The organism is Flavobacterium sp. LHD-80 (assembly GCF_030929605.1).
In the GTDB taxonomy this organism is placed as follows: Bacteria; Bacteroidota; Bacteroidia; order Flavobacteriales; family Flavobacteriaceae; genus Flavobacterium.
In genome coordinates this window covers 326,768-352,367 of sequence record NZ_JAVFVS010000011.1, presented here as the reverse complement: position 1 = coordinate 352,367, position 25,600 = coordinate 326,768, and the positions used below count along the sequence as shown (strand labels likewise).

24 protein-coding genes and 1 tRNA gene are annotated in these 25,600 nt (G+C 33.8%); 14 read left to right on the top strand and 11 right to left on the bottom strand.

Annotation, left to right across the window (positions count from 1 at the left end):
- Positions 1–123 precede the first annotated feature (123 nt).
- From RB619_RS16430 to RB619_RS16415, 4 genes are all read right to left on the bottom strand, one after another.
- Positions 124–999 carry a cation diffusion facilitator family transporter gene (locus tag RB619_RS16430; RefSeq protein ID WP_308099408.1) on the bottom strand — a complete coding sequence of 292 codons (876 nt, stop codon included), beginning with the start codon at positions 997–999 and terminating at the stop codon, positions 124–126.
- 103 nt (positions 1,000–1,102) lie between these two features.
- Positions 1,103–2,416: a UDP-N-acetylglucosamine 1-carboxyvinyltransferase gene (murA, locus tag RB619_RS16425; RefSeq protein ID WP_308099406.1), complete on the bottom strand. Its 1,314-nt coding sequence runs from the start codon at positions 2,414–2,416 to the stop codon at positions 1,103–1,105.
- Between the two features lie 101 nt (positions 2,417–2,517).
- On the bottom strand, positions 2,518–3,237 hold the full coding sequence (locus RB619_RS16420) for a DUF4290 domain-containing protein (protein ID WP_115890131.1): 720 nt from the start codon (positions 3,235–3,237) through the stop codon (positions 2,518–2,520).
- A 3-nt stretch (positions 3,238–3,240) separates the two neighbouring features.
- Entirely contained in the window at positions 3,241–3,537 is a 297-nt protein-coding gene (locus tag RB619_RS16415) for a DUF493 family protein (RefSeq protein ID WP_035649758.1), read from the bottom strand.
- A 373-nt stretch (positions 3,538–3,910) separates the two neighbouring features.
- Here RB619_RS16415 and RB619_RS16410 point away from each other — a divergent pair, with 373 nt between their 5' ends.
- The 6 genes from RB619_RS16410 (at position 3,911) to RB619_RS16385 (ending at position 9,696) form a co-directional block, all read left to right on the top strand.
- Positions 3,911–4,822: an alpha/beta hydrolase gene (locus RB619_RS16410; protein WP_308099403.1), complete on the top strand. Its 912-nt coding sequence runs from the start codon at positions 3,911–3,913 to the stop codon at positions 4,820–4,822.
- A 290-nt stretch (positions 4,823–5,112) separates the two neighbouring features.
- Positions 5,113–5,646, top strand: coding sequence for an ATP-binding protein (locus tag RB619_RS16405; RefSeq protein WP_308099401.1), 534 nt, complete (start codon positions 5,113–5,115; stop codon positions 5,644–5,646).
- Positions 5,647–5,711: 65 nt separating this feature from the next.
- A complete protein-coding gene (locus RB619_RS16400; RefSeq protein WP_308099399.1) occupies positions 5,712–7,607 on the top strand; it encodes an ATP-dependent DNA helicase RecQ in 1,896 nt (631 codons plus the stop codon).
- The gene (gene fmt / locus RB619_RS16395) at positions 7,607–8,554 is read left to right on the top strand and encodes a methionyl-tRNA formyltransferase (protein ID WP_308099398.1); all 948 of its coding nucleotides are present in this window, start codon (positions 7,607–7,609) and stop codon (positions 8,552–8,554) included. Before RB619_RS16400 ends, fmt begins: the two co-directional genes overlap by 1 nt.
- Positions 8,555–8,734: 180 nt before the next feature.
- Positions 8,735–9,007 (top strand): HU family DNA-binding protein, encoded by a 273-nt coding sequence (locus RB619_RS16390; protein ID WP_012022249.1) that lies wholly within the window; start codon positions 8,735–8,737, stop codon positions 9,005–9,007.
- A 128-nt stretch (positions 9,008–9,135) separates the two neighbouring features.
- Positions 9,136–9,696: a YqgE/AlgH family protein gene (locus RB619_RS16385; RefSeq protein WP_144338807.1), complete on the top strand. Its 561-nt coding sequence runs from the start codon at positions 9,136–9,138 to the stop codon at positions 9,694–9,696.
- Here the strand turns inward: RB619_RS16385 and RB619_RS16380 are convergent.
- A complete protein-coding gene (locus tag RB619_RS16380) occupies positions 9,693–10,529 on the bottom strand; it encodes an aminotransferase class IV (RefSeq protein ID WP_308099397.1) in 837 nt (278 codons plus the stop codon). The two genes, RB619_RS16385 and RB619_RS16380, sit on opposite strands and share 4 nt — an antisense overlap.
- Positions 10,530–10,583: 54 nt before the next feature.
- Positions 10,584–10,976, bottom strand: a complete 393-nt coding sequence (locus tag RB619_RS16375; RefSeq protein ID WP_026727620.1) for an START-like domain-containing protein — start codon at positions 10,974–10,976, stop codon at positions 10,584–10,586.
- A gap of 153 nt (positions 10,977–11,129) precedes the next feature.
- Between RB619_RS16375 and RB619_RS16370 the strand changes: the two genes are divergently transcribed.
- Together RB619_RS16370 and RB619_RS16365 are read left to right on the top strand one after the other, a co-directional pair.
- Positions 11,130–11,203, top strand: a tRNA-Met gene (locus RB619_RS16370).
- Between the two features lie 129 nt (positions 11,204–11,332).
- Positions 11,333–11,587, top strand: a complete 255-nt coding sequence (locus RB619_RS16365) for a hypothetical protein (RefSeq protein WP_308099392.1) — start codon at positions 11,333–11,335, stop codon at positions 11,585–11,587.
- Positions 11,588–11,613: 26 nt separating this feature from the next.
- On the opposite strand, the gene RB619_RS16360 is transcribed toward RB619_RS16365, so the two are convergent.
- Together RB619_RS16360 and RB619_RS16355 are read right to left on the bottom strand one after the other, a co-directional pair.
- Positions 11,614–12,534: a helix-turn-helix domain-containing protein gene (locus RB619_RS16360; protein WP_308099390.1), complete on the bottom strand. Its 921-nt coding sequence runs from the start codon at positions 12,532–12,534 to the stop codon at positions 11,614–11,616.
- Positions 12,535–12,657: 123 nt separating this feature from the next.
- On the bottom strand, positions 12,658–14,598 hold the full coding sequence (locus RB619_RS16355) for an oleate hydratase (protein WP_308099388.1): 1,941 nt from the start codon (positions 14,596–14,598) through the stop codon (positions 12,658–12,660).
- Positions 14,599–14,960: 362 nt separating this feature from the next.
- On the opposite strand from RB619_RS16355, the gene RB619_RS16350 reads away from it, so the two are divergent.
- From RB619_RS16350 to RB619_RS16330, 5 genes are all read left to right on the top strand, one after another.
- Positions 14,961–15,482, top strand: a complete 522-nt coding sequence (locus tag RB619_RS16350; RefSeq protein WP_308099386.1) for a sigma-70 family RNA polymerase sigma factor — start codon at positions 14,961–14,963, stop codon at positions 15,480–15,482.
- A 46-nt stretch (positions 15,483–15,528) separates the two neighbouring features.
- A complete protein-coding gene (locus RB619_RS16345; protein ID WP_308099384.1) occupies positions 15,529–15,738 on the top strand; it encodes a hypothetical protein in 210 nt (69 codons plus the stop codon).
- 12 nt (positions 15,739–15,750) lie between these two features.
- Positions 15,751–16,509 carry a FecR family protein gene (locus RB619_RS16340; RefSeq protein WP_308099382.1) on the top strand — a complete coding sequence of 253 codons (759 nt, stop codon included), beginning with the start codon at positions 15,751–15,753 and terminating at the stop codon, positions 16,507–16,509.
- A 185-nt stretch (positions 16,510–16,694) separates the two neighbouring features.
- Positions 16,695–19,313 carry a TonB-dependent receptor gene (locus RB619_RS16335; protein ID WP_308099380.1) on the top strand — a complete coding sequence of 873 codons (2,619 nt, stop codon included), beginning with the start codon at positions 16,695–16,697 and terminating at the stop codon, positions 19,311–19,313.
- Positions 19,314–19,317: 4 nt separating this feature from the next.
- On the top strand, positions 19,318–20,157 hold the full coding sequence (locus tag RB619_RS16330; protein ID WP_308099378.1) for a DUF4249 domain-containing protein: 840 nt from the start codon (positions 19,318–19,320) through the stop codon (positions 20,155–20,157).
- Positions 20,158–20,209: 52 nt separating this feature from the next.
- Here the strand turns inward: RB619_RS16330 and RB619_RS16325 are convergent, their stop codons facing one another.
- The 3 genes from RB619_RS16325 to RB619_RS16315 form a co-directional block, all read right to left on the bottom strand.
- A complete protein-coding gene (locus RB619_RS16325; RefSeq protein ID WP_308099373.1) occupies positions 20,210–20,794 on the bottom strand; it encodes a nucleosidase in 585 nt (194 codons plus the stop codon).
- A 94-nt stretch (positions 20,795–20,888) separates the two neighbouring features.
- A complete protein-coding gene (locus RB619_RS16320) occupies positions 20,889–21,518 on the bottom strand; it encodes an MgtC/SapB family protein (RefSeq protein ID WP_308099371.1) in 630 nt (209 codons plus the stop codon).
- A 291-nt stretch (positions 21,519–21,809) separates the two neighbouring features.
- Positions 21,810–23,618, bottom strand: a complete 1,809-nt coding sequence (locus tag RB619_RS16315) for a glycoside hydrolase family 2 TIM barrel-domain containing protein (RefSeq protein WP_308099369.1) — start codon at positions 23,616–23,618, stop codon at positions 21,810–21,812.
- 465 nt (positions 23,619–24,083) lie between these two features.
- On the opposite strand from RB619_RS16315, the gene RB619_RS16310 reads away from it, so the two are divergent.
- Complete coding sequence (locus RB619_RS16310) at positions 24,084–25,550, top strand: glycoside hydrolase family 130 protein (protein ID WP_308099367.1); 1,467 nt, start codon at positions 24,084–24,086, stop codon at positions 25,548–25,550.
- Positions 25,551–25,600: the final 50 nt, after the last annotated feature.

The following is a 25,600-nucleotide window of genomic DNA, read 5'->3' as shown; positions in this document are numbered from 1 at the left end:
TTTTTTTATTTTCGAAATTTGATATTCTTTGCGCGGGCTTTGACTTCGCTCAGCCTGACAGAGATTAAGAAATAGATTCCTAAAAGAAATCTTAGAATCTTAGTATCTCAGAACCTTAGGACCTCAGTGGTAATCATCTGGTTCGATATGAATCAAAACATTTCCCAATTGCGGAATTTTTTCTTTTAAAGTATCTTGTAATTTATGCGACAAATCATGTCCTTCTTTTACAGAAATACTTGCCGAAACAATTGCATGAAGATCAACGTGATAACGCATTCCTGCTTTTCGGATAAAACATTTTTCTGTTCCAAGAATTCCTGGAACTGTCATTGCAACAACACGAATTTCTTCGACTAAATCGTCATTTAGATTTTCGTCCATGATTTCGCCAAGTGCTGGCCTGAAGATTTTGTAGCTATTATATAAAATAAAAAAAGCAGCAAAAAGTGCAGCCCAATCATCTGCAGATTCGTAGCCTTTCCCCATAAACAAAGCAATCGAAATCCCGATAAAAGCTGCTACAGAAGTTATAGCATCGCTTCGATGGTGCCAAGCGTCGGCTGCTAGAGAAGAACTATTTGTTTGTTTACTTCGTTTCATTACGACACGAAACGAATATTCTTTCCAGATAATTATTGCTCCCAAAACATATAAAGTCCAGGATTTTGGCAAATCGTGAGAAGTGCCAATGTTTGCAATACTTTCGTATCCAATAATAGTTGCTGAAGTAATTAAAAATCCGACAACTAAAAACGTTATCAAAGGTTCTGCACGGCCATGTCCATAAGGATGATTTTCATCGGCCGGTTTGTTAGAATACCTGATTCCGAATAAAACCAAACAAGACGAAAATATATCCGTCGTCGATTCGATCGCATCTGCAATCAGGGCATATGAATTGCCAAAAAAACCTGCGAGACCTTTTACAAGGGCCAGGCAGGTATTTCCAGCTATACTAAAGATAGTAGCTTTTATAGCTTTTTGTTCGTTTGTCATTTAGACTATTTTTTTTCTCCACTACCGATAGCTATCGGGATCACGAATTATTTTTGATAATCTTTGCAGATTTAAATTCGTTAATTCGTGGCTAATCCTTTTTTTAAGCTCTCACGATTTTTGCGCCGATTGCTCTTAAACGCTCGTCGATACGCTCGTATCCACGGTCAATTTGTTCAATATTTTGAATTGTACTCGTTCCTTTTGCTGAAAGCGCTGCAATCAATAATGAGATTCCTGCACGAATATCAGGAGAAGACATTTTTGTTGCCTTTAATTGAGATTCAAAATTATGTCCCATAACCACAGCTCTGTGCGGATCACATAACATGATTTTTGCTCCCATATCAATTAGTTTATCCACGAAGAACAAACGGCTTTCAAACATTTTTTGGTGAATTAAAACATCCCCTTTTGCTTGTGTTGCTACAACCAAAACGATACTTAATAAGTCAGGTGTAAATCCTGGCCATGGTGCATCGGCAATAGTTAAAATAGAACCGTCGATGTCTGTTTTTACTTCATATCCATCTTTATGAGCTGGAATGTAAATATCGTCGTTACGTTTTTCGATTGTAATACCTAATTTTCTGAAAGTATTTGGAATCAAACCTAAATTTTCCCAGCTAACATTTTTGATTGTGATTTCGCTTTTTGTCATAGCCGCAAGACCAATCCAAGAACCAATTTCGATCATATCAGGAAGAATTCTATGCTCACAACCTCCAAGGCTTTCAACACCTTCGATAGTTAATAAATTAGAACCAACTCCTGTGATTTTAGCTCCCATAGAGTTCAGCATTTTGCATAATTGCTGTAAATACGGTTCGCAGGCAGCGTTGTAAACTGTAGTTTTTCCTTTTGCTAAAACCGCAGCCATTACAATATTTGCTGTTCCAGTTACAGAAGCTTCGTCTAAAAGCATATCCGTTCCAGTTAATCCTTCTTCAGGAGATTCTACTCCGTAAAAGTGATCTTCTCTGTTATATCTGAATTTTGCTCCAAGGTTAATAAAACCTTCAAAGTGCGTATCTAATCTACGACGACCAATTTTATCTCCACCTGGTTTTGGAATATATCCTTTTCCGAAACGAGCCAAAAGCGGTCCAACAATCATAATAGAACCACGAAGCGCTCCACCTTCTTTTTTGAAAGCTTCAGTTTCTAAATATCCAACATTAACCTCATCTGCCTGAAATGTAATTGATCCCGGCTCATTGCGTTGAATTTTCACCCCTAAATTACCCAACAAAGTGATTAATTTATTGATGTCTATAATATCAGGAATGTTATTAATTTTTACTTTATCTCCTGTTAGAAGCACGGCACATAAAATTTGTAATGCCTCATTTTTTGCTCCTTGCGGAGTGATTTCTCCTTTTAAAGGAGTTCCTCCTTCGATTTTAAAAATTCCCATAGATTTCTTTTAGGTTCTAAGGTTCTGAGATTCTAAGGTTCTGAGGTTTTTTTAAGCTAAAAATCTTAGCATCTTAGTCCCTTAGCATCTTAGCCCCTTTTTTATTTCTGATTATTGTTTTTTTGAAAAGGTTTTTTACCGCCTTTATTATTGTTTTTGTTGCTTTGGATTTTTGCTTGTCCGCCTGGAGTGGTTTTGTTTGACACACGTTTATTCGTACGCATCAAGTCAGTTGTATTCAAAAGTTCCTCTGTACTTTGCAACAGATTGATTTTTCCGCCAGACAATTCATATAAATGTTCAAAAATCACATCATCTTTTACTGTGTCTTTATTCCAGCTCAAGAACGATTTTTTCATGTGGTTTGCAATAACTAAAACCAAGGCATTTTTCATTTCGCCCTCTTCCCATTTATTAGCAACATCAATCATGTATTTGATGTTATTGCCATAAAATCTGTATTTTGGAAAGTTTTGCGGATATTGCAATGCATCTGGCTTCAACTCTAAAACCTCTCTTGACGGAATCGGATATGGTGATTCAACATTTAGCTTAAAATCAGACATAATAAAAAGCTGATCCCATAATTTGTGTTGAAAATCAGGAACATCACGCAAATGCGGATTCAAGCTTCCCATAACCTGAATGATGTATTTCGCGGCTTTGTTGCGCGTTTCATCATCTTCGATTGCAGTAGCCTGATCAATCAATTTTTGTAAATGACGACCATACTCTGGAATAATCAATCGTTGTCTTTCAGAATTGTATTCTAAATTAAAAACAACGTCGCTTGCAGCTTCTTTTTTATATTTTTCGATCATAAGTTATAATGAAACTATACCTTCTATTGTAGATACTTCTTTGTATTTACTAATCACATCGTCTGAGCTGTGCATAGTAACATCAACAGAAACGCTGGTAAATTTACCTGTTTTAGATTTTGTTGTCTTAATAACTGCGCCCATACGGTCAAAAGCTTTTTCAACACGCTCCACATTATCTGCCACAGATGGCACAATGAATTTGTACAAATATTCTGCTGGCCAAGTATTTGCGTTATCAAGCTCTAATTTTAATCTTTCGTAAAATTCGGCTGTATTTTTTTCTTTATCGTTCTCCATTCGTAATTAAAAATAAACGCAAATATACGTTTTTGATTTCAGATTTTTCAGATTTTTTATTTTGAAAAAAGGCACAAAGTTACAAAGGCTTAAAGGTGCAAAGAAAAAAGTTTTAGAAGATTATTTCTTTGTAAATTTTACTCTTATATTTGAGAAAAACAATACTAAAAATATTTCTCAAAAAGTTTCCCAGAAGAAAGTATACGACGTACTGTTTGTCATTTCGACGAAGGAGAAATCTTCGCAAGTAACTCCTCACAGAATTTCACCAATCTTTGTCGAGCTTCTCGTGAAGATTTCTCCTTCGTCGAAATGACAATATTGCGAAAAAACTTTGCGACTTCGCGTCTTTGCGAGATTAAAACACATTACAATGAGAAAACTCCTTTTATTTTTTATCGCCCTTATATTCAACAATATTCAAGCACAAGAAATCAAAACCTTAACTTATTTTCAAAATGACACGATAAAACTAGATTTAGATTTATATCTGCCAAAGAAAAAATCTAACGAAAAAATCCCGTTGATTATGTTTGCTTTTGGTGGAGGATTTTCTGGCGGAGAGCGTACTAGTGAAAAAGAATTCGGGAAATTCATGGCCGAAAACGGTTATGCAGTTGCCAGCATTTCGTACAGTTTATATATGAAAGGAAAAGATTTTGGATGCAAAGGAACTCTGACCGAAAAAATAAAAGCGATTCAGATTGGTGTAAGCGATATGTGGCAGGCGACTTCGTTTTTAATCGAAAATGCAGACAAATACAATCTTGATACTTCAAAAATCTTTATTTCTGGAATTAGTGCTGGTGCCGAAATTGGTTTTCAAGCTTCCTTTTGGAATTATAAATTGATGAATTTATACAAAAGTAATTTGCCCGAAAACTTCAAATACAAGGGTTTTATTGGCGGTTCGGGCGCGATTCAGGATATTAATCTGATTACAAAAGAAAAAGCGATTCCGATGTTATTGGCACATGGAAGTAATGACGACACGGTTCCGTACAGCGCGGGTTCGCATCGTTCTTGTCCGACAAATGCCTCGGGCTGGCTGATTCTTTTTGGATCTTACGCGGTTTATAATCAAATGAAAGATTTACATAAAAACATCGAACTAATTACTTTTTGCGGAGGTGGACATGAATTTTCCGGTTATCTTTTTCACGACGGACAGCAATATGTCTTGGATTTTGTAAATGATGTTTTGAAAGGAAATAGATTTGAATCGCATTTGATTGTACCTTCGAAGAAAGGAAAAGGTTCTGAGAAGTATTTGTTTTGTGAGTAAAAAAACTTCCCTAAATCAAATTTTAAAATTATTACACGCATACCTAAACTGGACTAAAGTCCAGCCCTACAATATTTACCGAGCCTTCGGCTCTTTTCTCTTAAGTTCCGAAGGAACGAATTATATTGTAGAGTTGGACTTCAGCCCAGTTTACCTAAATATTTTACCGAACTAATAAACCCAAGAACAAGAACCCATTTCAATCAAAAATGTCAAATCTTTCACTTCAAGCAAATATTCTTTTTAATTATGAATAAGTTTAGGTAAATTTGCCCTTTATTTTTAGAATAGTGCAAAAAGAAATCATAGTTCTCATTGGCGGTCCTGGTACGGGAAAATCTACGCTTATAAACGAATTAGTCGCTCGTGGCTATTGTTGTTACCCTGAAATTTCTAGAGAAGTTACACTCGAAGCTCAAAAAAGAGGCATCGAGCAATTGTTTTTGGAACAACCTTTATTGTTTAGCGAAATGCTTTTAGAAGGTCGCATTCAGCAGTTTGAAAACGCCAAAAAAGAACCTGATAATGTAGTTTTCATTGATCGCGGCATTCCTGATGTTGTCGCTTATATGGATTATATTGGTGATGAATATCCAGAACATTTTGTAAAAGCATGTGAGGATTTTAAATATTCTAAAACCTTTATTTTACCGCCTTGGGAAGAAATTTATCAGAGCGATACAGAACGTTATGAGAATTTTGAACAAGCATTGACGATTCAGAAACATTTAATTGAAACGTATAAGAAATACGGTTACGATTTAATTGAAGTTCCAAAAGATACGGTTGAAAACAGAATTCTTTATATCTTAGATAAAATTTAGTGGCGGGTTTTAAAGTTGCAAAACTAGAAACTGATTTCTAAATTTTTAACTTTAACACTTTGGCCATGCAGGAAGCACAGGAAATTCTTTTAAAATACTGGAAACACGAAAGTTTCCGACCGCTGCAAAAAGAAATTATTGAATCGGTTTTAGAAGGGCAAGATACTTTTGCACTGCTGCCAACTGGAGGCGGAAAATCGATTTGTTTTCAGGTTCCTGCCATGATGCGCGAAGGAATTTGTTTGGTTATTTCGCCTTTGATCGCCTTGATGAAAGATCAAGTGGCGAATCTTCAAAAAAGAGACATAAAAGCCATAGCGCTTACCGGCGGTATTCATACCGAGGAAATTATTGATCTTCTAGACAATTGCCAATACGGAAATTACAAATTCCTCTATCTTTCTCCAGAGCGCTTACAATCGGACTGGATTTTGGAACGCATAAAAAATCTTCCTATAAATTTTATTGCTATTGATGAGGCGCATTGTGTTTCGCAATGGGGCCATGATTTTAGACCGGCTTACTTAAAAATTTCGGAACTTAAAAAATTCTTTCCTAAAATTCCGTTTTTAGCTTTAACAGCAACTGCAACGCCAAGAGTTGTCGAAGACATTAAAACCGAACTGGGATTAAAAGATACCAAACTTTTTCAGCAATCTTTTGAAAGAAAAAATATTGCGTACATGGTTTTTGAAGTTGAAGACAAATTGTATCGCGTTGAACAAATTCTGAAGAAAAATCCACAGCCTTCTATTATATATGTACGAAACAGGAAATCGTGTCTGAATATGTCGACTCAATTGCAATCGTTAGGATTCAAAGCAACATATTATCACGGCGGACTTTCATCTCAGGAAAAAGATAAAAATATGCAATTGTGGATGTCTGAGCAAGCGCAGGTTATTGTTGCCACAAATGCGTTTGGAATGGGAATTGATAAAGACAATGTAAAAACGGTTATCCATACACAACTGCCAGAAAACTTAGAGAATTATTATCAAGAATCAGGAAGAGCGGGGCGAAATGGCGAAAAAGCATTTTCGGTTTTATTGTTTAATAATTCTGATGCAAACCAAACGGAACAGCAATTTATCAGCATTCTTCCAGATAAAAAATTCCTGAAAACCATGTACGTCAAGCTCTGCAATTATTTTCAGATTGCTTACGGCGAAGGTTTAGACGATTCGTATTCTTTTAAATTGAATCACTTTTGTAATAAATATGACTTCCCTACTTTAAAAACCTATAACGCTCTGCAATTTTTAAATCAGCAGGGAATCATTACAATGTCTCAGGAATTTTCGGAAAAAGTGACGATGCAGTTTTTAATTGAATCAAAAGAAGTGATTCGATATATGAGCTTGAATCCAAATGATGAAGAAATTATTTTGGCTATTCTAAGAACATATCCTGGAGTTCACGAAATGAAAACACCACTGAATCTTTCGCTTATTGCTAAAAAATCAAATCATACGGAAGAACAAGTTTCGGGGGTTTTAGAAAAATTAAAAGAGAAAGACATTATAGAATATAAATCTAAAAATAACGACGCGACTATTTTATTTAATGAAGTACGTGAAGATGATTTGACAATAAACCGAGTTTCGAAATATCTGGAAAAACAGAATAAACTGAAACGCGATCAGCTTTCGTCTGTTCTTTATTATATAAAGGAAGACAAAACGTGCAAGAACCGATTAGTTTTGGATTATTTTGGAGAAGAAACAAAATCAAATTGTGGCGTTTGCTCCTATTGCATTACGCAAAAAGGAAAAATTACCGAAGCCGATTCTATTGCTGATAAAATTTTACACTTATTAAAAGCAACTGCCTTAACTTCGCGAGAAATTCAGAATCAAATAAAACTAGACGCTAAAGATGTGATTTTAGTTCTTCAGGAATTATTAGAAAACAATCACATCGTTATTTTAGCAAACAATAAATACACATTAAAAACATAATGGAAAAATTACGAATTATATTTATGGGAACTCCAGAGTTTGCTGTTGGCATTCTGGACACCATTATCAAAAACAATTACGATGTTGTTGGCGTTATTACAGCTGCAGATAAACCAGCTGGTCGTGGACAAAAAATAAAATATTCAGCTGTTAAAGAATATGCTTTAGAAAACAACCTTACTTTATTACAGCCGACCAATTTAAAAGATGAAAGTTTTTTAGCCGAATTAAAAGCTTTGAATGCCAATTTACAAATTGTTGTTGCTTTTAGAATGTTGCCAAAAGTAGTTTGGGAAATGCCGAGTTTAGGAACCTTTAATCTTCACGCTTCGTTATTACCAAATTATCGCGGTGCGGCACCGATAAACTGGGCTATTATTAATGGAGAAACCAAAACCGGCGTTACAACATTCTTTATTGATGACAAAATTGATACTGGAGCGATGATCCTAAATTCGGAAATTGCGATTGAACCATCAGAAAATGCAGGACAATTGCACGACCGCTTAATGAATTTAGGAAGCACAACTGTAATTGACACTTTGAAAGTTATTGAAAGCGGAAATGTAACGACAACAATTCAAGAAGACAATGACGAAATCAAAACTGCATATAAATTAAACAAGGAAAATTGTAAAATAGACTGGACAAAATCTGGCAGTGAAATCAATAATTTAATTCGCGGTTTAAGTCCATATCCTGCTTCTTGGTGTTTTTTGAAAGATAAAAATGAGGAATTAAACATTAAGATTTATGATGCAAAATTAGTTTTAGAAAATCATTCTTATGAATCTGGAAAACTGATTAGCAGTAAAAAAGAAATCAAAATTGCAGTAAAAGATGGCTTCATTCAGCTTTTGAGCTTGCAATTTCCTGGAAAAAAGAGAATGCAAGCAGTAGAAATCTTGAATGGCATCACTTTTTCTGATGACGCAAAGGTGTATTAACCTCAGTAAAACAGGGGTTTCTACCTGATTTTCATCGATAAACAACATGCTTTATGAACAAAAAAAGCAAGTTATTAACAATTATTGCTAAAATTAAAGAAAACACTTGCACGCAACGGATTTCCTACTAAATTTGTGTATTAACAATTTTTTTTAACCAACAATTAATAACTAATTATTATGAACAAATCAGAATTAATCGATGCTATCGCTGCTGATGCAGGAATTACAAAAGCTGCGGCAAAATTAGCTTTAGAGTCATTTTTAGGAAATGTAGGAACTACTTTGAAAAAAGGAGGAAGAATTTCATTAGTAGGTTTCGGATCTTGGTCAGTATCTGCTAGAGCAGCTAGAGATGGTAGAAACCCTCAAACAGGAAAAACTATCAAAATTGCAGCTAAAAATGTAGTAAAATTCAAAGCAGGAGCTGAATTAGAAGGTGCAGTGAACTAAGTAAGAAAGTTCTCTAAACTTATAATATAATTAAAACCCTCCATTAGGAGGGTTTTTTTGTGCGGTTTAACGATTTTTTTTGGGCAGTTCGAAATTTTATGATTAAATTTAATAAAAATTGTAGCCGTATGATTTCAGAAAAATTAAAAAAAGGACACCTGCTTATTGCCGAGCCTTCAATAATTGGAGATTTATCTTTTAACAGATCGGTAATTTTATTAGCAGACCATAACAAAGAAGGATCAATTGGATTTATCATTAATAAGCCTTTAAAATACACTATTAATGATTTAATCCCAGAGATTGATGCCAATTTTAAAATATACAACGGAGGCCCTGTTGAACAGGACAATCTATATTTCATTCACAATATTCCAGAACTGATCCCGAATAGTGTCGAGATTTCTAATGGAATTTATTGGGGAGGTGATTTTGAATCCACAAAGGACTTAATAAACGACGGATCTATTAGTAAAAATAATATTCGTTTTTTCTTAGGCTATACTGGCTGGGATGAAAATCAGCTTGAAAATGAAATGCAAGGAAACTCCTGGATCATCGCTGATAATAATTACAAAAATAAAATTATCGGGAAATCGACCACGCATTTCTGGAAAGAACAAATTCTTGAGCTTGGCGGTGATTATCTTATTTGGTCAAATGCACCTGAAAATCCATATCTGAATTAATTTTCAGAAATGGATTCATTTAGTTTCTGCACTAATAAATGAGCTAGATTGCTTGTAAACTCTTTTTTTCGATATTTAGTTATCGGTTGTATTCCTGTGATTACATTTGTCAAGAATAATTCGTCGGCTTTTTGAAGATCAAACGGCGAAATTATTTCTTCGGCCACTTCTATGCCTTCAACTTTTTTTGCCAAGGCTAAAATTTGCTTGCGCATAATTCCGTTTAAACATCCTTCAGAAACTGGAGGCGTTATCAGTTTTTTGCCTGAAAGCATAAATAAATTGCCTTGAAGCGCTTCGACTACATTTTTTGTATCATTCAATAAAATACAGTTTGCCAGACCGTTTTCGTGAGCAAAAATACTTCCTGTTACGTTAATCATTTTATTTGTCGTTTTAATCGACGATAATAATTGTTTGGTCACGTAGAAGTCTTTATACAAATCAACTTCATAAACAGCAGTATTTAAAGCATATAAAGTATTTTCAAGAGGTGTTGCGTGAATTAAATACGAAACTTCGTTTGTTTTTGGCAAATACAAACCTCCGTCATTTCTAAAAACAGTAATTCTTGCTCTTGCTGATGCCGAAATATTTTTCTCCTGAACTAGTTTTAAAATTTGTTCTTCAAAATATTCCATGGTAAAATTCATCGGAATTTCCATTCTAACAACACGCATTGAAGCCATTAAGCGGAAATAATGATCTTCTACAAACAAAATTTTATTGTTTATAATTTTCACTGTTTCAAAAACTCCATCGCCGTATAAAAAAGCACGATTTTGAGTTAATATATTTTCTTCGTGTGCTATGTTTCCGTTAAAATTGATCATAAAAAAACCCTGAATTTTGTTCAGGGCAAATATAAGGGATAAAATAGTTTTATACTAAACAGAACCAATAAGATGTTTCAAATCTGAGATTTGATTCTCCCACAATTGTTTAGCTTCTCCTACTTCTTCTTTTTCAGCAAAATCAACCACCATAAGTGACACATCTTTAGTTAATTCATCTACTAAAATATGCAGTTCAAAAAAATACTCAGTATCCTTACTGCTTTCATCAACCCATTTAAACTTTACTTTTTCGCCAGTTTTTTTAGATGCCAAACGCGCTTTTTCTTGCGAGTCATTCCAGATAAAAGTGAAAAATTCGCCTCTTGAATTTACATTGTCTGCAAACCATTCTGACAAACCTGAAGGCGTTGATATATATTGATACAATAATTGCGGCGAAGAATTGATCGGGAACTCGATTTCGTAACGTATTTTTGAATCCATGTGCTGCGTTTAATTTTTTCGAAATATAAGAATATATGTCCAAAAACAATGCGTTTTTAAAAATATTTTTTTTTCTTCATTTTATGCTTGCGAGCTTTAATATTATTTCTATCTTTGCACCCGCAATCAGGAATTCATGATGATTGCAGTCCAGGCGAGGTAGCTCAGTTGGTTAGAGCGCAGGATTCATAACCCTGAGGTCACGGGTTCAACTCCCGTCCTCGCTACTAGGTAAAAAACATCACTTCAATAGTGATGTTTTTTTTATTTATAACACTTTGTAATTATAGCAGAATTGTGGTTATATTTACATGACCATCATTAAAACAGTATTTTACAATCTAAGTAATCTATAAATGGATATAGTCAAATTTAAAATCACATCAAAAACCATAAAAGTAGAAGTACGCAATTCTAACAATTATGTTTTTAATTTTAATACTGCTTTAGAAATTGAAAAAGCAGACAGAGATGTTTTATTAAAACTATATAACGCCTTAGATCTTCTTTTTAAGAAAGAAACCAACCCTGAAGTAAAAAACTATATTTCGCCTAACCAAACCAATATATTGGATCAAATTTCTGCTGCTGATAATTTAGAGCAGGAATAAAACCATTTCGCATCTATAACAAAGAATTACGACATATTTTGAAGTCGGCGATAATCTGTGGGAGAAATGGAGGAATGTTTTTTGAAAAAACGCCCAAACGCAGAAACCGAATTGAATCGAAGCCGATACGCAATATCACTTATATTGACCGATGGATTTCCTAACAAAACAACAGCTTCTTTCAATAAATAAGAATCAATAATTTCGTGTGGGGTTTTGTCTACAGCTTTTTTCACAATCTGAATCAAATACTTATTTGATATATGTAGTTTTTGAGCATAATAATTTACTCTTTTATGCTGACTTATATTTTCCATAACCAAATTCAGAAACTGAAAATACGTATTTCCTGGATTATTCTGGATTATAGTGTTTTCTGATTGTTCAGCAGGTAAAAACTCAGCTATTTCTAAAAGCAGATTAAAGATTAAAGTTCTTATTATTTCTTCTTTGAATTTGAGATCTAAATTAATTTTACTCTCAAGGTATTTCATTAGTTTGACTAGTCTATTCGACTCTTGTTCCTCAAGCTGTATTATTTCAAATAATCTATCTTCAAAAAAAAGCAACTTTTCAATTATAAACGGATCTGATATATTTTTAAGAAGAAAGTCTTTTTCAAAAAAAAGCAGTTTCATTCTAAAATCTTCGCTTTTATCTTGAAAAGAGATATTTGTTGCCGGTTTTGCCGCTAATAAATTGAACTGTTTTATTTGGTATTGTTGTCCGTCAATTGAAACTGTAATTTGTCCTTCTGTGCAAATACATAGCGAATAATAATCCATTCTAAAGGATTTTTGAGGATATTCCAATTGCTTTTTGCCTGATGATACATAATAAGGCAAATTGCAGTCAACCTCAAAATGGGCTAATGTATCTCTTATTTTGTCGTAAGTCTGATCCATTAAATAGTGCTTAAATTGTCCTGAAAAAACTATGGTATGCATAAAAATACACATTTTCAAAGTATAATTACCTATAACAATTGTTAATACAGCAAAGGCAAATAAAAAATGGAAACAAGACCAATGCCCTATTTCCATTTTATTAAACTATTATTTTAAGCTTTTTTAATCTCGAATTCCGCTTATCCAACCTTTCAGTTTATTCAACTGCTCGGTAAAAAATGATTCGTGCTCGTGGGCATCTTCGGCATTTTCGACAAGGAGATGTTCGTAATAAGTTCCTCTTAAAAACTTTCTCAAAAGCCCCTCACCTACAATTGGTTCGTAATCATTTAACGACTGAGCCGCTTTTAGCAAATGACGAATATCATATTGCAACGGATTTATATCTGGAACCTGCTTATTCAAGTTCAACAATTCGTAAACCGCAATTCTAGCCGTTCTTACTGAACTTTCCATTGTAAATACAATATCATTATTGGTTTCTACAAACTGCCCAACTAAACCTAAATTTGTACAACCTTCTGGAACAACTTGTGGGCGGTCGCCTTTTGCTCTCGGCATAAACATCGACGTGATATAAGGCATAAAGGAACTGCGTACAATTGTGTTTTCAACAATATTATCTAATTGATCAATAATACCTAAATGATAAGCCAATTCGGCCAAAAGCTCATTTCCTGAACATTCTGGCATTGTTTTTTTAATATAATCTCCTTGTTTATCCATAAAAAGAGCATAAACCCAAATTACCAAAATATCATCTGGCTGATCTGGAAAATGCGGTTGTCTATTACAAGTAAAACTCATCAACCAACCGGAATCGCTAATTGTAACAATACCGCCTGTTGCTGTTTTTCCAGAATAAGGATCATTTACGCATAACTCTTTTACTTTATCCACAAAAGCTGAAGGTCTGCAAGTTAGTGTTGCTGACTCCCAAGAAGATTTTTCAATATTACCACAGAATTTATCAGGCTTACCAAAAACCGGAGATTTAGCAGCAAGGTTTTTCCATAATTTCCAGCCCGCACTTTGTCCGCTGGTGCTATTATCTAAACCAATAATTGGTGCTGTTTTATTGTCTCCATAAAAAGTATCTTCTGTCATTGATCCTGTTGTGGCAATTACATAATTCCCTTTTCCAACAGTTATTCTTTCTTCTTTGCCATTTTTTTCGGTAATAATTGCCTCGACAACTTTACCTTCGATATTACTATGAATATCCAAATCTTTAACTAGCGTATTCAAATCAATTTGGACACCTTTGCTTTGAAGAAATTTTCGTAGAGGTGTAATAAAAGTATCGTACTGATTGTATTTTGGGAAAACCAAACACGAAAGATCTTTCATTCCGTCGATCGCATGCAGAAATCTATGCATATACAATTTGCATTCTAATAAACTGTGCCAATTTTCAAAAGCAAACATAGTTCGCCAAAAAAACCAAAAATTACTAGCCAAGAACGATTTGCTAAAATAATCTTCAATGGTAAGATCATCCAATTCTTCTTTCTTTTTAAGCAACAGTTTTATAATAGCAAGCTGGTCTTTTTTCTCCAATCCAAATTTGCTGAAATCTTTAATTTGCCCTTGATTATGAATTAATCTTGCTTTAGAATAATTGGGATCGTTATCATTTACTAAACGATATTCGTCTAAAACACTGTAAGGATCTGGCAACTCTAGAGCTGGAATATCCTGAAATATATCCCAAAGATTTTCATACGTCATATCCATTTCTCGTCCTCCACGGATGATATATCCGTCTGTAGCATTTCCTCCGCCATCAAGTGATCCTCCATCAACATGAAGCTGATCAAGAAAAATAATATTCTCACCAGGAATGTGCGCATCACGAATAAAATAATACGCAGCCGCCATTCCTGCTATACCGCTTCCGACAATATAAATTTTACTGTCTTTATAAGATTTTAAAGGGATTCCTTTGTTTCGCTGATAATTTCCAATCTGATCTGAAAAAGGCATTGTCTTTTCAGGCGTGTTGATTTGAATTTCTTTACTAGAATCTGGTTGATGGCTCACATGTCCATACTCTGAAGAACCATTTAATAATTTATCGAATTTAGAAGTGTCAGAACTCATAATAATTTATTTTTGATTTACTCAAAGTTAAGAGTACCAGCAAAATAACCTGCATCCTTAAATTCACTAATACTATCCCGAATTTCCTTTTTTCTTGAAAAGACCATAAAACCCAAACCAATATGATAAATCAAATTTATAATGCTTCTACTTCAAAACTTTTAAAACACACCAAAAAATCAATAAAAGAATATTCGAAAAACTGTAACATTTCCCCACAATTGCGTCAAAATATAAAATTTAATTCCGGTACTTTGTAACTTATTACATTCATAATTGCGATTAGCAACTTTTTGAATGCAATAATATTGAGGCCAATGAGTTTAAACTAGTTAAAAAAAGCTAGTCGCGATATTTTCGTTATGGACAATAAAAAGTTTATATTAAGTTTGAAAAAAGGTAATGAAGACGCCTTCAAAGAGGTGTATTTCAATTACTATGACAAGCTGATAAGCATTGCCAAACGATTTGACTCTTCTGTTTTAACTCCCGATGATTTTGTTCAAGAAACTTTTTTACGTCTTTACAATAAAAGAGAACTGCTCAACGAAGATGTTTTGCTTGACAGACAATTATTTACCATTTGCAAAAACATCATTCTCAATCATATTAACCGAGAAAACAAAATAGTACAGCTTGATACTTTTCAAATTGACGTTCTGGAAGAAGAATCTGATTCAGTAATTTTTGATGAAAGAAAAGAAAAATTATACGCTTTCATAAATCAGCTTCCTGAACAGCAACAAAAAATATTTACTTTACACAAACTGGAAAACCTTAGTTATAAAGAGATTGCAGAAATTACGGATCTTTCTGAAAAGACCATTGCCAATCATATTTATCTTGCCAGTAAATTTATTCGAAAAAAAATCGCAGAGCATTAGGAACTTTTCCATTCTCGTTTGTTATATATAAAAACGAGACCTCAAAATGCATATCGAAGCGTACAAAACCAATGTAAAAACAAAAAAAGATGCAAGCTTGCTTGTAGCACTTTTGCAATTCATTATTTCCGATTGTATCATAAAATTTGATTCGGAAAGTCGTGAAAAAATTCTGCGAATCGAAACCAACCGAGACATCAAGGAAATGGTTTATGGTGTTTTTAATAAACAAGGATTTCATTGCCAAATAATTTAACCACAAGAAATCATGGATAAAGACAACTTTGACGAAGAGTTTAAAAAATTATGGAACCAAACTCCAGCTTCACATTCAGAAAGTGATAAAGAAGCTTCTTGGGAAAAATTCCATTCAAAAACTTTTGCCGGTAAGAAAAAGAAAACTGCACCTTGGCGTTATTATGCCGCTGCAGCAGTTTTAGTATTTGCTCTTATTGGAACTGGGCTTTATTTCAATACTAAACCTCAACTAGAAAATGTTGTTCTGGCTGAAAATGTTATTGAAAATTCTACTCAAAAAATAAAATATGTTGTCTTGCCAGATGATTCGAAAGTTGAATTAAGTCCGAATTCTAAAATTACTTATGGCAATAATTTTGCTTTAAACAGAAAAATTGAACTTATTGGTCAGGCTTATTTCAAAGTTACCAAAGACAAAAAGCATCCATTTCAGGTTTTCTGCAATGAAACGACGACTACCGTTTTAGGAACTTCATTTATTGTGAAAGAATCAGACAAAAAAGAAGTTACTGTTGAACTTTATGAAGGAAGCGTTCAGATGAATGTAAAAGGCAACAATCAAAAATGGATTTTAAAACCGGGCGAAAAATTCACGTACGGAAATGAAACTGCAACAATTGCCGAATTTACCCGATTTATCGATTTTGACAATGAAAAACTAAGTGCTTTAAGTACTTACATCGAAGAAAATTATGGCTATAAAGTGATTCTTCCGAAAGAAAATATGGACCAAAAATCACAATCCGAATTAATAAAAAAGAGGATTTAAAAACAATTGTACAATTAATATCAGAAATGTATAACCTAAACTTTGAAATAAATGAAGATTTAAAACAGATTACTTTTCAGTAGAAAAAGAAAAAAGGATGCAAGCCGCGAAACTACACATCCTCCTTATAATCAGGATAACACGAAGTTATTCCATATAATAATAATCCAAAAATACAAAATTTCATGAAGCATATAATTTCAGCATGCTTTTTTTTATTCAGCTTATGTGTCTCTGCCCAAAAGATTACGGTAACTGTAGATCAAAATGTAACCTTAAAAGAATTCTTCAAACAAATTGAAAATCAAACCGATTTCAAATTTGCTTTTACAGATCAAATTGACACAAATCAAAAGTATTTTACCAAGAAAACCACTTTTAAACAAGTCGAAGTTGAAAAGCTTATTTCTGAATTGAACAAAATTACCTCTGTGCAATTCTCGATTGTAGGCAATAATATTTTTGTGAAACAGAAGTCTCAAAATCAGAAATCGGCTAAAAAAAAAAGCAAGTTAAAAGGACAGATTTTCGATGATGAAAAACAGCCTGTTATTGGTGCCAATATTTATATCAACGACTTACAAATTGGCACCGTAACGGATGTAAACGGACGATATAGCATTGAAATCCCAAATGGAAATTATACGGTTTCAATCAGCTACGTTGGTTTTAAGAATAAGGAAAGACAAATTAGCGTTTCTGATGATGTTACAATCAATTTCAACATAGAATCTGACAGTGAAGAATTAGGCGAAGTAATTGTCACAGGCAATAAAGCGGTTGATATTAAAAATACTCAAATGAGTGTCAACAGGCTTTCGATGCAGGAAATTAAAAGAATTCCAGTTGCAATGGGCGAGCCTGATCCTTTAAAATCAATTTTAACTTTGCCGGGAGTTACAAATGCTGGAGAAGCTTCTTCAGGATTTAATGTCCGCGGAGGCGCAGCAGATCAAAACTTGATTCTTTTAGATGGTGCTCCTGTTTATGCGGATTCACATATGTTTGGATTTTTCTCGATTTTTAATGCTGATATCATAAATGGTCTGGATTTATACAAAGGAGGAATTCCGTCAAAATTTGGAGGACGTGTTTCTTCTGTTTTAGATGTTACACAGCAAACTGGAGATTTCGAAAATTATAAAGTAAATGGAGGAATCGGTCTTATTTCCAGCCGACTTTTGGTTCAAGGCCCCATTCAAAAAGGAAAAGGTTCTTTTATAGTTTCTGGTCGTACTTCATACGCGCATGTATTCATGAAATTGGCTGACAATAAAAACTCGGCAATGTTTTATGATCTAAATGCGAAATTAAATTATCGTTTTAATGCCAATAATACCATTGCGTTTTCTGGTTATTTTGGAAATGATGTTTTTGATATTAACGATCGTTTCTCCAGTAAATACGGAAATACAATGGGTATTCTAAGCTGGAAACATTCCTTTTCTGATCGTTTAAACAGCAATTTATCTGCTTTTTACAGCGATTATAAATTCAATTTAGGGATTTCATCGGAAAATTTTGAATGGGACAGCAAGATTAGTAGCTACGGGCTCAAATATGTTTGGAATTATCAGCTATCAGATAAATTCAAAATCAACTACGGAATTGACGGTCAATATTACAATTTTAATCCTGGAATTGTACAGCCAACAAGTTCTGATTCTCCATTTAATTACAAACAACTGGATAAAAAATATGCTTTTGAAACTTCTGCATTTATTGATTTTGAAAATCAAATTACAGAAAAACTGAATTTTCGTTATGGACTTCGTTACAGCATGTTTTATCGTTTAGGTTCTGAAGAAATAAGTACTTACGAAAACAATCAGGCAGTTGTATATAATCCGTTATATAAAATTTACCAAGAAGGAACTCCAACAGGTTCTGTATATTATGGAAGCGGAAAAACGATCAGTAATTTTGGCAACTTTGAGCCAAGAGCTGCATTGTCTTATGCTTTTAATGAAAACACTTCTGTAAAGGCAAGTTATAACAGAATGGCGCAGTACATTCATATTTTATCGAATACGCAGTCACCAATGCCAATGAATATTTGGACACCAAGCGGGCCTTTTACTAAACCACAACTTTTAGATCAATACGCGATGGGTTATTTCAAAAATTTTAAAGACAATGATTATTCTTTTGAAGGAGAATTGTTTTATAAAAATGTTCAAAACCGTATCGACTATATTGATGGTGCCGATATTTTGGCAAATAATAATATCGAACAAGTTATTCTGACCGGAAAAGCCAGATCGTATGGTATGGAATTATTGTTTAGAAAAAACACCGGAAGATTCACTGGTTGGGTTTCGTACACTTTATCGCGCGCAGAACAAAAAACGCCGGGAAGAACTCCCGAAGAACCAGGAATTGCAAATGGCGACTGGTATTTATCTGGCTACGACAAGTTGCATAATTTGAGTATTGTGGGAAGTTATGAATTGAATCCGAAATGGTCTTTTAATGGAAATTTCACATTGCAGTCAGGTCAGCCGGTGACGTATCCGAACGGTTATTATGAATTTGGCGGTGTTCATGTTCCCAATTATTCTTTACGTAATGAAAACAGATTACCTCTTTTTCACCATTTAGATGTTGCGGCGACTTATACTCCAAAGCCAGACAAAAAGAAAGGCTGGCAAAGCTATTGGGTATTCAGTATTTACAATATTTATAATAGAAAAAATGCGGCGTCGATGAGTTTTACAACCAATGAAGATACAGGAGCAAATGAAACCAGAAGACTTTCGATCTTCGGAATTGTACCTGGGGTTTCTTATAATTTTAAATTTTAATGCTATGAAAAAATTAAACACATATTCTGTAATGAACAAAACATTGGCATTAATGAGTCTGCTTTTTATGCTGTTTTTCACTTCATGTGAAGATGTTGTAAATCTGGATCTGGATACTGCTGATCCAAAATTAGTAATCGATGCCGAGATCATTTGGAAAAAAGGAACCGACGGCAGTCAACAAACTATAAAAATCACCAAGACAGCTTCTTATTATAATGGTTCAACGCCAAAAGTTTCGGGAGCAATTGTACGAGTTGAAAACAGCAATGGCGATGTTTTTACTTTTAATCAAACCGAAGCTGGTGTTTATACTTGCACTAACTTTGTTCCAGTTCTCAACATGGAGTATAAATTATTTATTGAAGCAGAAGGAAAAAGCTTGACCGCCGTTGAAAAACTGACATCTGCAACTCCAATCGATAAAGTAGAGCAAAAAATTGTTCCTGATTTTGGAGGAGAAGATGTCATTGAAGTGACTTTTTATTATAAAGATCCAATTGATCAAGCCAATTATTATATAACAGATTATCAGAGTGAATTTCTAATTTATCCAGAATACGAAATCACTAATGATGAATTGTATAACGGAAACGAAATAAGCACGAGATATTCTCATGAAGATATGAAGCCTGGAAATACCTTAAAAATTACACATCGCGGTGTTTCTAAAAACTTCTTCAATTATATGAAATTAATTTTAGAAGCATCAAACTCAAATCCGTTTATGGTACCACCGGGAAATATTAGAGGAAACATTGTAAATACTAAAAATAATGATGATTATGCTTTAGGTTATTTTAGACTTTGCGAAGCTGATCAAGTTAATTATTTGGTGAAATAAAAAGTTAGAAAAACATAAAACCCTTAACAATCGCGTTAAGGGTTTTATGTTTTTATATTAATCCTAAAAGTTTGCCATAAGCAATTGCTGCTTTGTGAACTTGAACCGTCCAGTCTTCGGCTGCATTATCATCAGCACCATCTGAAATATATTTGAGACATAAAAAAGGAATATTTTCTTTCATGGCAATCATGGCTAAAGCATAAGCTTCCATATCGACAACATTGTACGCATCTGAACAATGCCCCATTTCAAAATTATCACCAGTTCCACAAATTCCTTCTTGCAAATCATCCATCAGCAAGCCGTATTTAAGAACGGTTGGCAAACCAGATAAAGGTGTTTCATATTGTGCAAAACCCAAACCGCGAACATCCATATCTCTTTGAACAAATTGCGTACAGCAAATTACTTCGCCTTTTTGGAAACAGCTGCTTCCCGCTGAACCGAGATTTATAATTACTGAAGGTTTTTTGTTTTGAATTGCTTTTGTCAATTCATAAGCGGCATTTACTTTTCCAATTCCGGTGAATACTACATTATTTTCTTTAAAAACTTCTGCCGCTTCAGATTCTAAAGCAAAACAGAATAATATATCTTCAAAAGCGAATGAATCCGTTTGATTAATTTTTATCATGAGTGATTTTGATTTCGGTCTGCAAAAATACGTTTAAAATTAAATAATCTCCTTTCTATGAAAAGCTCTTTTTATTGAATTTTAAACTTCTACATCACAACACCAATTCCTCAAAAGTTGGATCCTGCAAAAGTGCTGCAGACAAAGATTCCATTGAATGTTTAGAAGCATGAACTTGCCATTCTAAAGTAATATGATCCAGATTACGGCGTTGGACAACTAATTTTGATTTTATGGAATGGTCAGAAAATAATTCTTTGCATCTTTCATAACCATTATTCGTTCGATTAAATGTTATTCTAAGGATTTTATGTTCATTGCTGAGGTCAATCTTGTCTTGAAGAAACGTAAGAAGCGTTAATATCAGAAGAATCATCAGCGCAGCACAGGCCGAAGCAAAATAATAACCCGCTCCTACTCCCATACTCACCGCCGCAACCGACCATATTGTCGCGGCAGTTGTAATACCGGAAACATGATTATCTGATCTGAAAATTACGCCTGCACATAAAAAACCTAAACCCGTTACAATGTTAGAAGCAATTCTATCTGGGTTTCCCGGCCCGCCAATCCATTCTGACATTAAGGTAAAAAAACAGGCTCCTACAGAAATCATTATTGTAGTTCGAAGACCTGCTGCTTTTCCTCTATATTCTCTTTCAGCACCAATAACAGCTCCCCAAAACGCCGCTAAAAGAAGCCTGATTACAATTTCTATTTCCATACAAGTTGTATATTTTTTCAGTTAAAAATACGCAAAAACAGAAAACCTTCAAAATCTCAACGATTCTGAAGGTTTTAAACTTTATCTTAAATTGTTTTTAGATCGTTGGCTGTAATCCATATTTTTTTTTCAACACATAGAAACATAGATATCTATTTATCGAAAAGAGTTTAAAAAGAAACTAGTTTCTAACACATAGCCAACTATGTTTTTTAAACAAGTGAAACGCCTTTTTTTTTTGCGCCTCCTAAATCTATGTTTCTATGTGTTAGAATAAATTACAGCTGTTTTTTAATTATTCTTATATTCTTTCTCTTTCTGTGCGTACCAATCTTTCATCACATAAAAAGCTTTCTTCTTAATTCCGTTGCTGGAAATCAAACCTTTTCGATTAAAGAAATCCTGAATGTTTGGCAATTGTCTTCTCGGTGATCTAAAATCAACTAAAATCCATGGCGAAACTCCCGCTAAACCTTCAATTCGATTAAACATCTGCGTATTTTGAATGTATAATTCTTCCTGATATTCTTCGTTCCAGCGTTCTTTTTTATCGCCATGCAAACCTTGCAAAGCCTCGCCGCCAAATTCGCTGACAATAACTGGTTTGTTATACGGAATTACCCATTTCATGTCTTTACACGATTCGTTCGTTCCTCTGTACCAACCTAAATATTGATTAAAACTCACAATATCTACATATTCATTCATGTTATCTTGAAGCGTATTAACGTTGTTCGGACTTTTAGTCACTTCCATCGCCATACTTATTAAACGTGAATTGTCTTGTGTACGTGCGTATTTTGCCAATTTACTCAAGAAAACATCTCTATCGTCACCATGCGGTGTTTCATTTGCAATAGACCAAATTACAATTCCACATCTATTTTTATCTCTGTAAATCATATCATGCAATTGACGTTCAGCATTGGCATACGTACCCGGATTTGTCCATGAAATTGTCCAATAAACTGGAACTTCTGACCAAATCATCAATCCCATTTTTTCTGCCTGTTTTACCATGTTTTCGTTGTGCGGATAATGTGCTAAACGAACATAATTACAGCCCATTTCTTTTGCCCAAGTTAACAATGTAAACGCATCTTCTTCAGACCAAGCTCTTCCGGATCTAAATGGTGCTTCTTCATGAATACTGATTCCTCGTAAAAAAACCTTTTTTCCATTTAAAAGAATTTCTTTTCCTTTCGTTTCAATAGTTCTGAAACCTATTTTATCTACAATATTTTCATCTGCTTTGCTAACTTTAACTTCGTATAATTTTGGTTTTTCTGGCGTCCATAAAACTGGATTTGCTTTGATTTCAAAGTACGCCATTCCTTTATCATCAGTCGTAATGTCTTTTTTGATTTTTAATTCGGGAATAGAAATCGAAACCGTTTGATTTGCCGTTTCACTATTCAGTTTCACCCAGCCAGAAATTTTTCCTTTTTCTTTTTTGTCTAACTGAACCAGATAATCTTCAACATAAGTATTTGGAACTTGTGCCAAAGTAACGTCTCTCGTAATTCCACCGTAATTCCACCAATCCATATTAACTGTCGGAACATTATCTTTATGACGTTTGTTGTCTACTTTAACTACTACAAAATTATTTCCATCCACTAGCAAATTGGTTATATCGAAATTAAAAGGCGTGTAACCACCTACGTGAGTTCCAGCTAATTTTCCGTTTACATACACTTTCGCATCATAATTTACTGCTCCAAAATGAAGAATTCCTTTGCTTTGAGCATCTTTTTTATAAGTGAAGTCTTTTTGAAACCAAACTGTTCCTTCATAAAAAAACAATCTTTCGTCTTTCGAATTCCAGTCTGACGGAATATCCATAGTTGCTGAGGTTGCAAAATTATATTCTGAAAGTTCAGTGGTATTGAATTTTTTATTTTCAAAAAAACCATTGTCTTTTAAAGGCATCAAACGATAATCATAATACCCATTTTCAAGTGGATCGACAATATAGCGCCACTTTCCGTTTAAGTTGATATTATTTCGCGCTGCAATATTGGACAAAAGCGGTACTTCCTGCGCCATCGTTTTTCCAATAAATAAAAAAACAAAACACAACATTATAATTTTTCTCATTTCTAAAACATTTACTTTTTAAATTTTCTTTATTTTTTTACTGCTAAAGTTAATTTTTTCTGCGAAGGTTTAAACTTGATAATCCATAAAATACCCCATCAAATACTTATCAATTCTTTCTACAGAGTGTCAGATAGTACTTTTTTGGTATACAATTTAATTCTTAAAAGATCTTCTTGATAAATGTTTCTTTTTTCTACGCAGAGTGAAAGGTCGCCTTTTAATCTTTTTAAGAAATATATTTTGAACTTATTTACCACTAATCTCCAGCCTAAGATGCTAAAATTTTAAAAATAAAGTTTTTTTTCATTCACAAAATCACTAACTTGTTTATACTAAAGAATATGACACAATATTTTTCTTATTTAAACAGTTGTATTCTATACTTTCTAAGCAAATTGTACAATATCCCCGAAATAATTTTACTAACGGCACTCATTATTGTAATTAAAAAAAAGTAAAACTATGCGAGTTTCAGTAATCCGAAAAAATATAAAATTTACCCCAGATTCCAGAAGAGTTGTTGCCCGATATTTCATGAATGGCGACGAACGAACCCAGCAAATGATTATTAGGATAATGACGCTCGATGAGAAACAGGTTTATGATACTTTAGAACAGACACTTCGTGAATTTGCCAGAAGGCATCGAAATATTTCGGCTATATTTTTTAAGCACTGCGAGAAGGTCAAACCGCTTATTGAAGCTTTGAAAATTGATTATGAAGCCATGTCACTTAATCGAAAAATGCTCATTGGTTCGTATTGCACAATGGAATACGCAATTGAATCTGCCGCTATTTTTAATCCATCTATCATAGAAGATTTTGATCAATCTGGTCTTGAAGTCGGTGAAAAACGTGTTATTATTTCGTTTCGAGCAACTGGTGAAGGTCATATTTCTTCAATTGTTTTTAGAAGAGGAATTTTGGACAAGGATAATAACCTCCAAATAATGAAAATTGGAAATCAAATTGACAAGGCCGAAATTGAACATAAAACGTTATTAAACAAAGAACGTTTTCAAAGAAAATTGTCTGAAATGCATACCTCAGACAAATATATTGACCAAATGATGCAGGATTTACCAGATGCATTTGAATTTGTTGTTTTAAAAAATATGGTAAAAACTGCTTTAAACGATCCTTCAATTCGTCAGGAAAGAAGAACTGCTCTTGAAGAAATTGTCTGGCTTGCAAATTCTTTTTATGATGTGCAATTCAGTCATGATTCTGATATAACGGAGCGCGTTATTTTTCCGATTTCCGAATCGGAAAGCCGTGGAATTGAAGATGCACGTTTTGTTCGCTTTACAGATGACGACAATTCAACTCGCGTCATGGCTACGTACACTGCTTATAATGGTCACGCAATATTGCCAAAATTAATTTCAACCGAAGATTTCTATTCTTTTAGGGTTTTACCTCTTCATGGAGAAGGAGCTCAAAATAAGAATTTGGCGTTATTTCCAAAAAAAATAAAAGGCAAATATGCCATGCTTGCCCGAATTGACGGTGTCAACAATTATATCATGTACTCCGAAAGAGCCACGCAATGGAACAATCCTATTCTTTTGCAGGAGCCTAAATACACATGGGAATTCACTCAAATAGGAAATTGCGGTTCGCCGCTCTGGACAGAAGAAGGCTGGCTTGTCATTACACATGGCGTAGGCACCATGCGTCGTTATTGCATTGGTGCATCATTATTTGACCTTGATGATCCTTCAAAAGAAATTGGAAGACTTAAAGAACCTTTGCTCGCACCGCTTGAAGATGAGCGCGAAGGTTATGTTCCAAATGTTGTTTATTCTTGTGGTTCTATTATTCACAACAACAGCCTTATTTTGCCTTATGCAGTTTCTGATTATTCTTCAACTTATGCGGTGGTAAGTTTGGTCGAATTGTTAGGGGTTCTTAAAAATTGCAGTTAATTTTATTTTCAAACTTTAATCAAATCTAAAAAACACGTTAAAATCCTGAT

Excerpts from the sequence above, each read along its gene's own strand:
- RB619_RS16430 (WP_308099408.1), bottom strand. The coding sequence starts at position 999 with ATGACAAACGAACAAAAAGCTATAAAAGCTACTATCTTTAGTATAGCT.
- murA (WP_308099406.1), bottom strand. The coding sequence starts at position 2,416 with ATGGGAATTTTTAAAATCGAAGGAGGAACTCCTTTAAAAGGAGAAATC.
- RB619_RS16420 (WP_115890131.1), bottom strand. The coding sequence starts at position 3,237 with ATGATCGAAAAATATAAAAAAGAAGCTGCAAGCGACGTTGTTTTTAAT.
- RB619_RS16415 (WP_035649758.1), bottom strand. The coding sequence starts at position 3,537 with ATGGAGAACGATAAAGAAAAAAATACAGCCGAATTTTACGAAAGATTA.
- RB619_RS16410 (WP_308099403.1), top strand. The coding sequence starts at position 3,911 with ATGAGAAAACTCCTTTTATTTTTTATCGCCCTTATATTCAACAATATT.
- RB619_RS16400 (WP_308099399.1), top strand. The coding sequence starts at position 5,712 with ATGCAGGAAGCACAGGAAATTCTTTTAAAATACTGGAAACACGAAAGT.
- fmt (WP_308099398.1), top strand. The coding sequence starts at position 7,607 with ATGGAAAAATTACGAATTATATTTATGGGAACTCCAGAGTTTGCTGTT.
- RB619_RS16390 (WP_012022249.1), top strand. The coding sequence starts at position 8,735 with ATGAACAAATCAGAATTAATCGATGCTATCGCTGCTGATGCAGGAATT.
- RB619_RS16385 (WP_144338807.1), top strand. The coding sequence starts at position 9,136 with ATGATTTCAGAAAAATTAAAAAAAGGACACCTGCTTATTGCCGAGCCT.
- RB619_RS16380 (WP_308099397.1), bottom strand. The coding sequence starts at position 10,529 with ATGATCAATTTTAACGGAAACATAGCACACGAAGAAAATATATTAACT.
- RB619_RS16375 (WP_026727620.1), bottom strand. The coding sequence starts at position 10,976 with ATGGATTCAAAAATACGTTACGAAATCGAGTTCCCGATCAATTCTTCG.
- RB619_RS16365 (WP_308099392.1), top strand. The coding sequence starts at position 11,333 with ATGGATATAGTCAAATTTAAAATCACATCAAAAACCATAAAAGTAGAA.
- RB619_RS16360 (WP_308099390.1), bottom strand. The coding sequence starts at position 12,534 with ATGCATACCATAGTTTTTTCAGGACAATTTAAGCACTATTTAATGGAT.
- RB619_RS16355 (WP_308099388.1), bottom strand. The coding sequence starts at position 14,598 with ATGAGTTCTGACACTTCTAAATTCGATAAATTATTAAATGGTTCTTCA.
- RB619_RS16350 (WP_308099386.1), top strand. The coding sequence starts at position 14,961 with ATGGACAATAAAAAGTTTATATTAAGTTTGAAAAAAGGTAATGAAGAC.
- RB619_RS16345 (WP_308099384.1), top strand. The coding sequence starts at position 15,529 with ATGCATATCGAAGCGTACAAAACCAATGTAAAAACAAAAAAAGATGCA.
- RB619_RS16340 (WP_308099382.1), top strand. The coding sequence starts at position 15,751 with ATGGATAAAGACAACTTTGACGAAGAGTTTAAAAAATTATGGAACCAA.
- RB619_RS16335 (WP_308099380.1), top strand. The coding sequence starts at position 16,695 with ATGAAGCATATAATTTCAGCATGCTTTTTTTTATTCAGCTTATGTGTC.
- RB619_RS16330 (WP_308099378.1), top strand. The coding sequence starts at position 19,318 with ATGAAAAAATTAAACACATATTCTGTAATGAACAAAACATTGGCATTA.
- RB619_RS16325 (WP_308099373.1), bottom strand. The coding sequence starts at position 20,794 with ATGATAAAAATTAATCAAACGGATTCATTCGCTTTTGAAGATATATTA.
- RB619_RS16320 (WP_308099371.1), bottom strand. The coding sequence starts at position 21,518 with ATGGAAATAGAAATTGTAATCAGGCTTCTTTTAGCGGCGTTTTGGGGA.
- RB619_RS16315 (WP_308099369.1), bottom strand. The coding sequence starts at position 23,618 with ATGAGAAAAATTATAATGTTGTGTTTTGTTTTTTTATTTATTGGAAAA.
- RB619_RS16310 (WP_308099367.1), top strand. The coding sequence starts at position 24,084 with ATGCGAGTTTCAGTAATCCGAAAAAATATAAAATTTACCCCAGATTCC.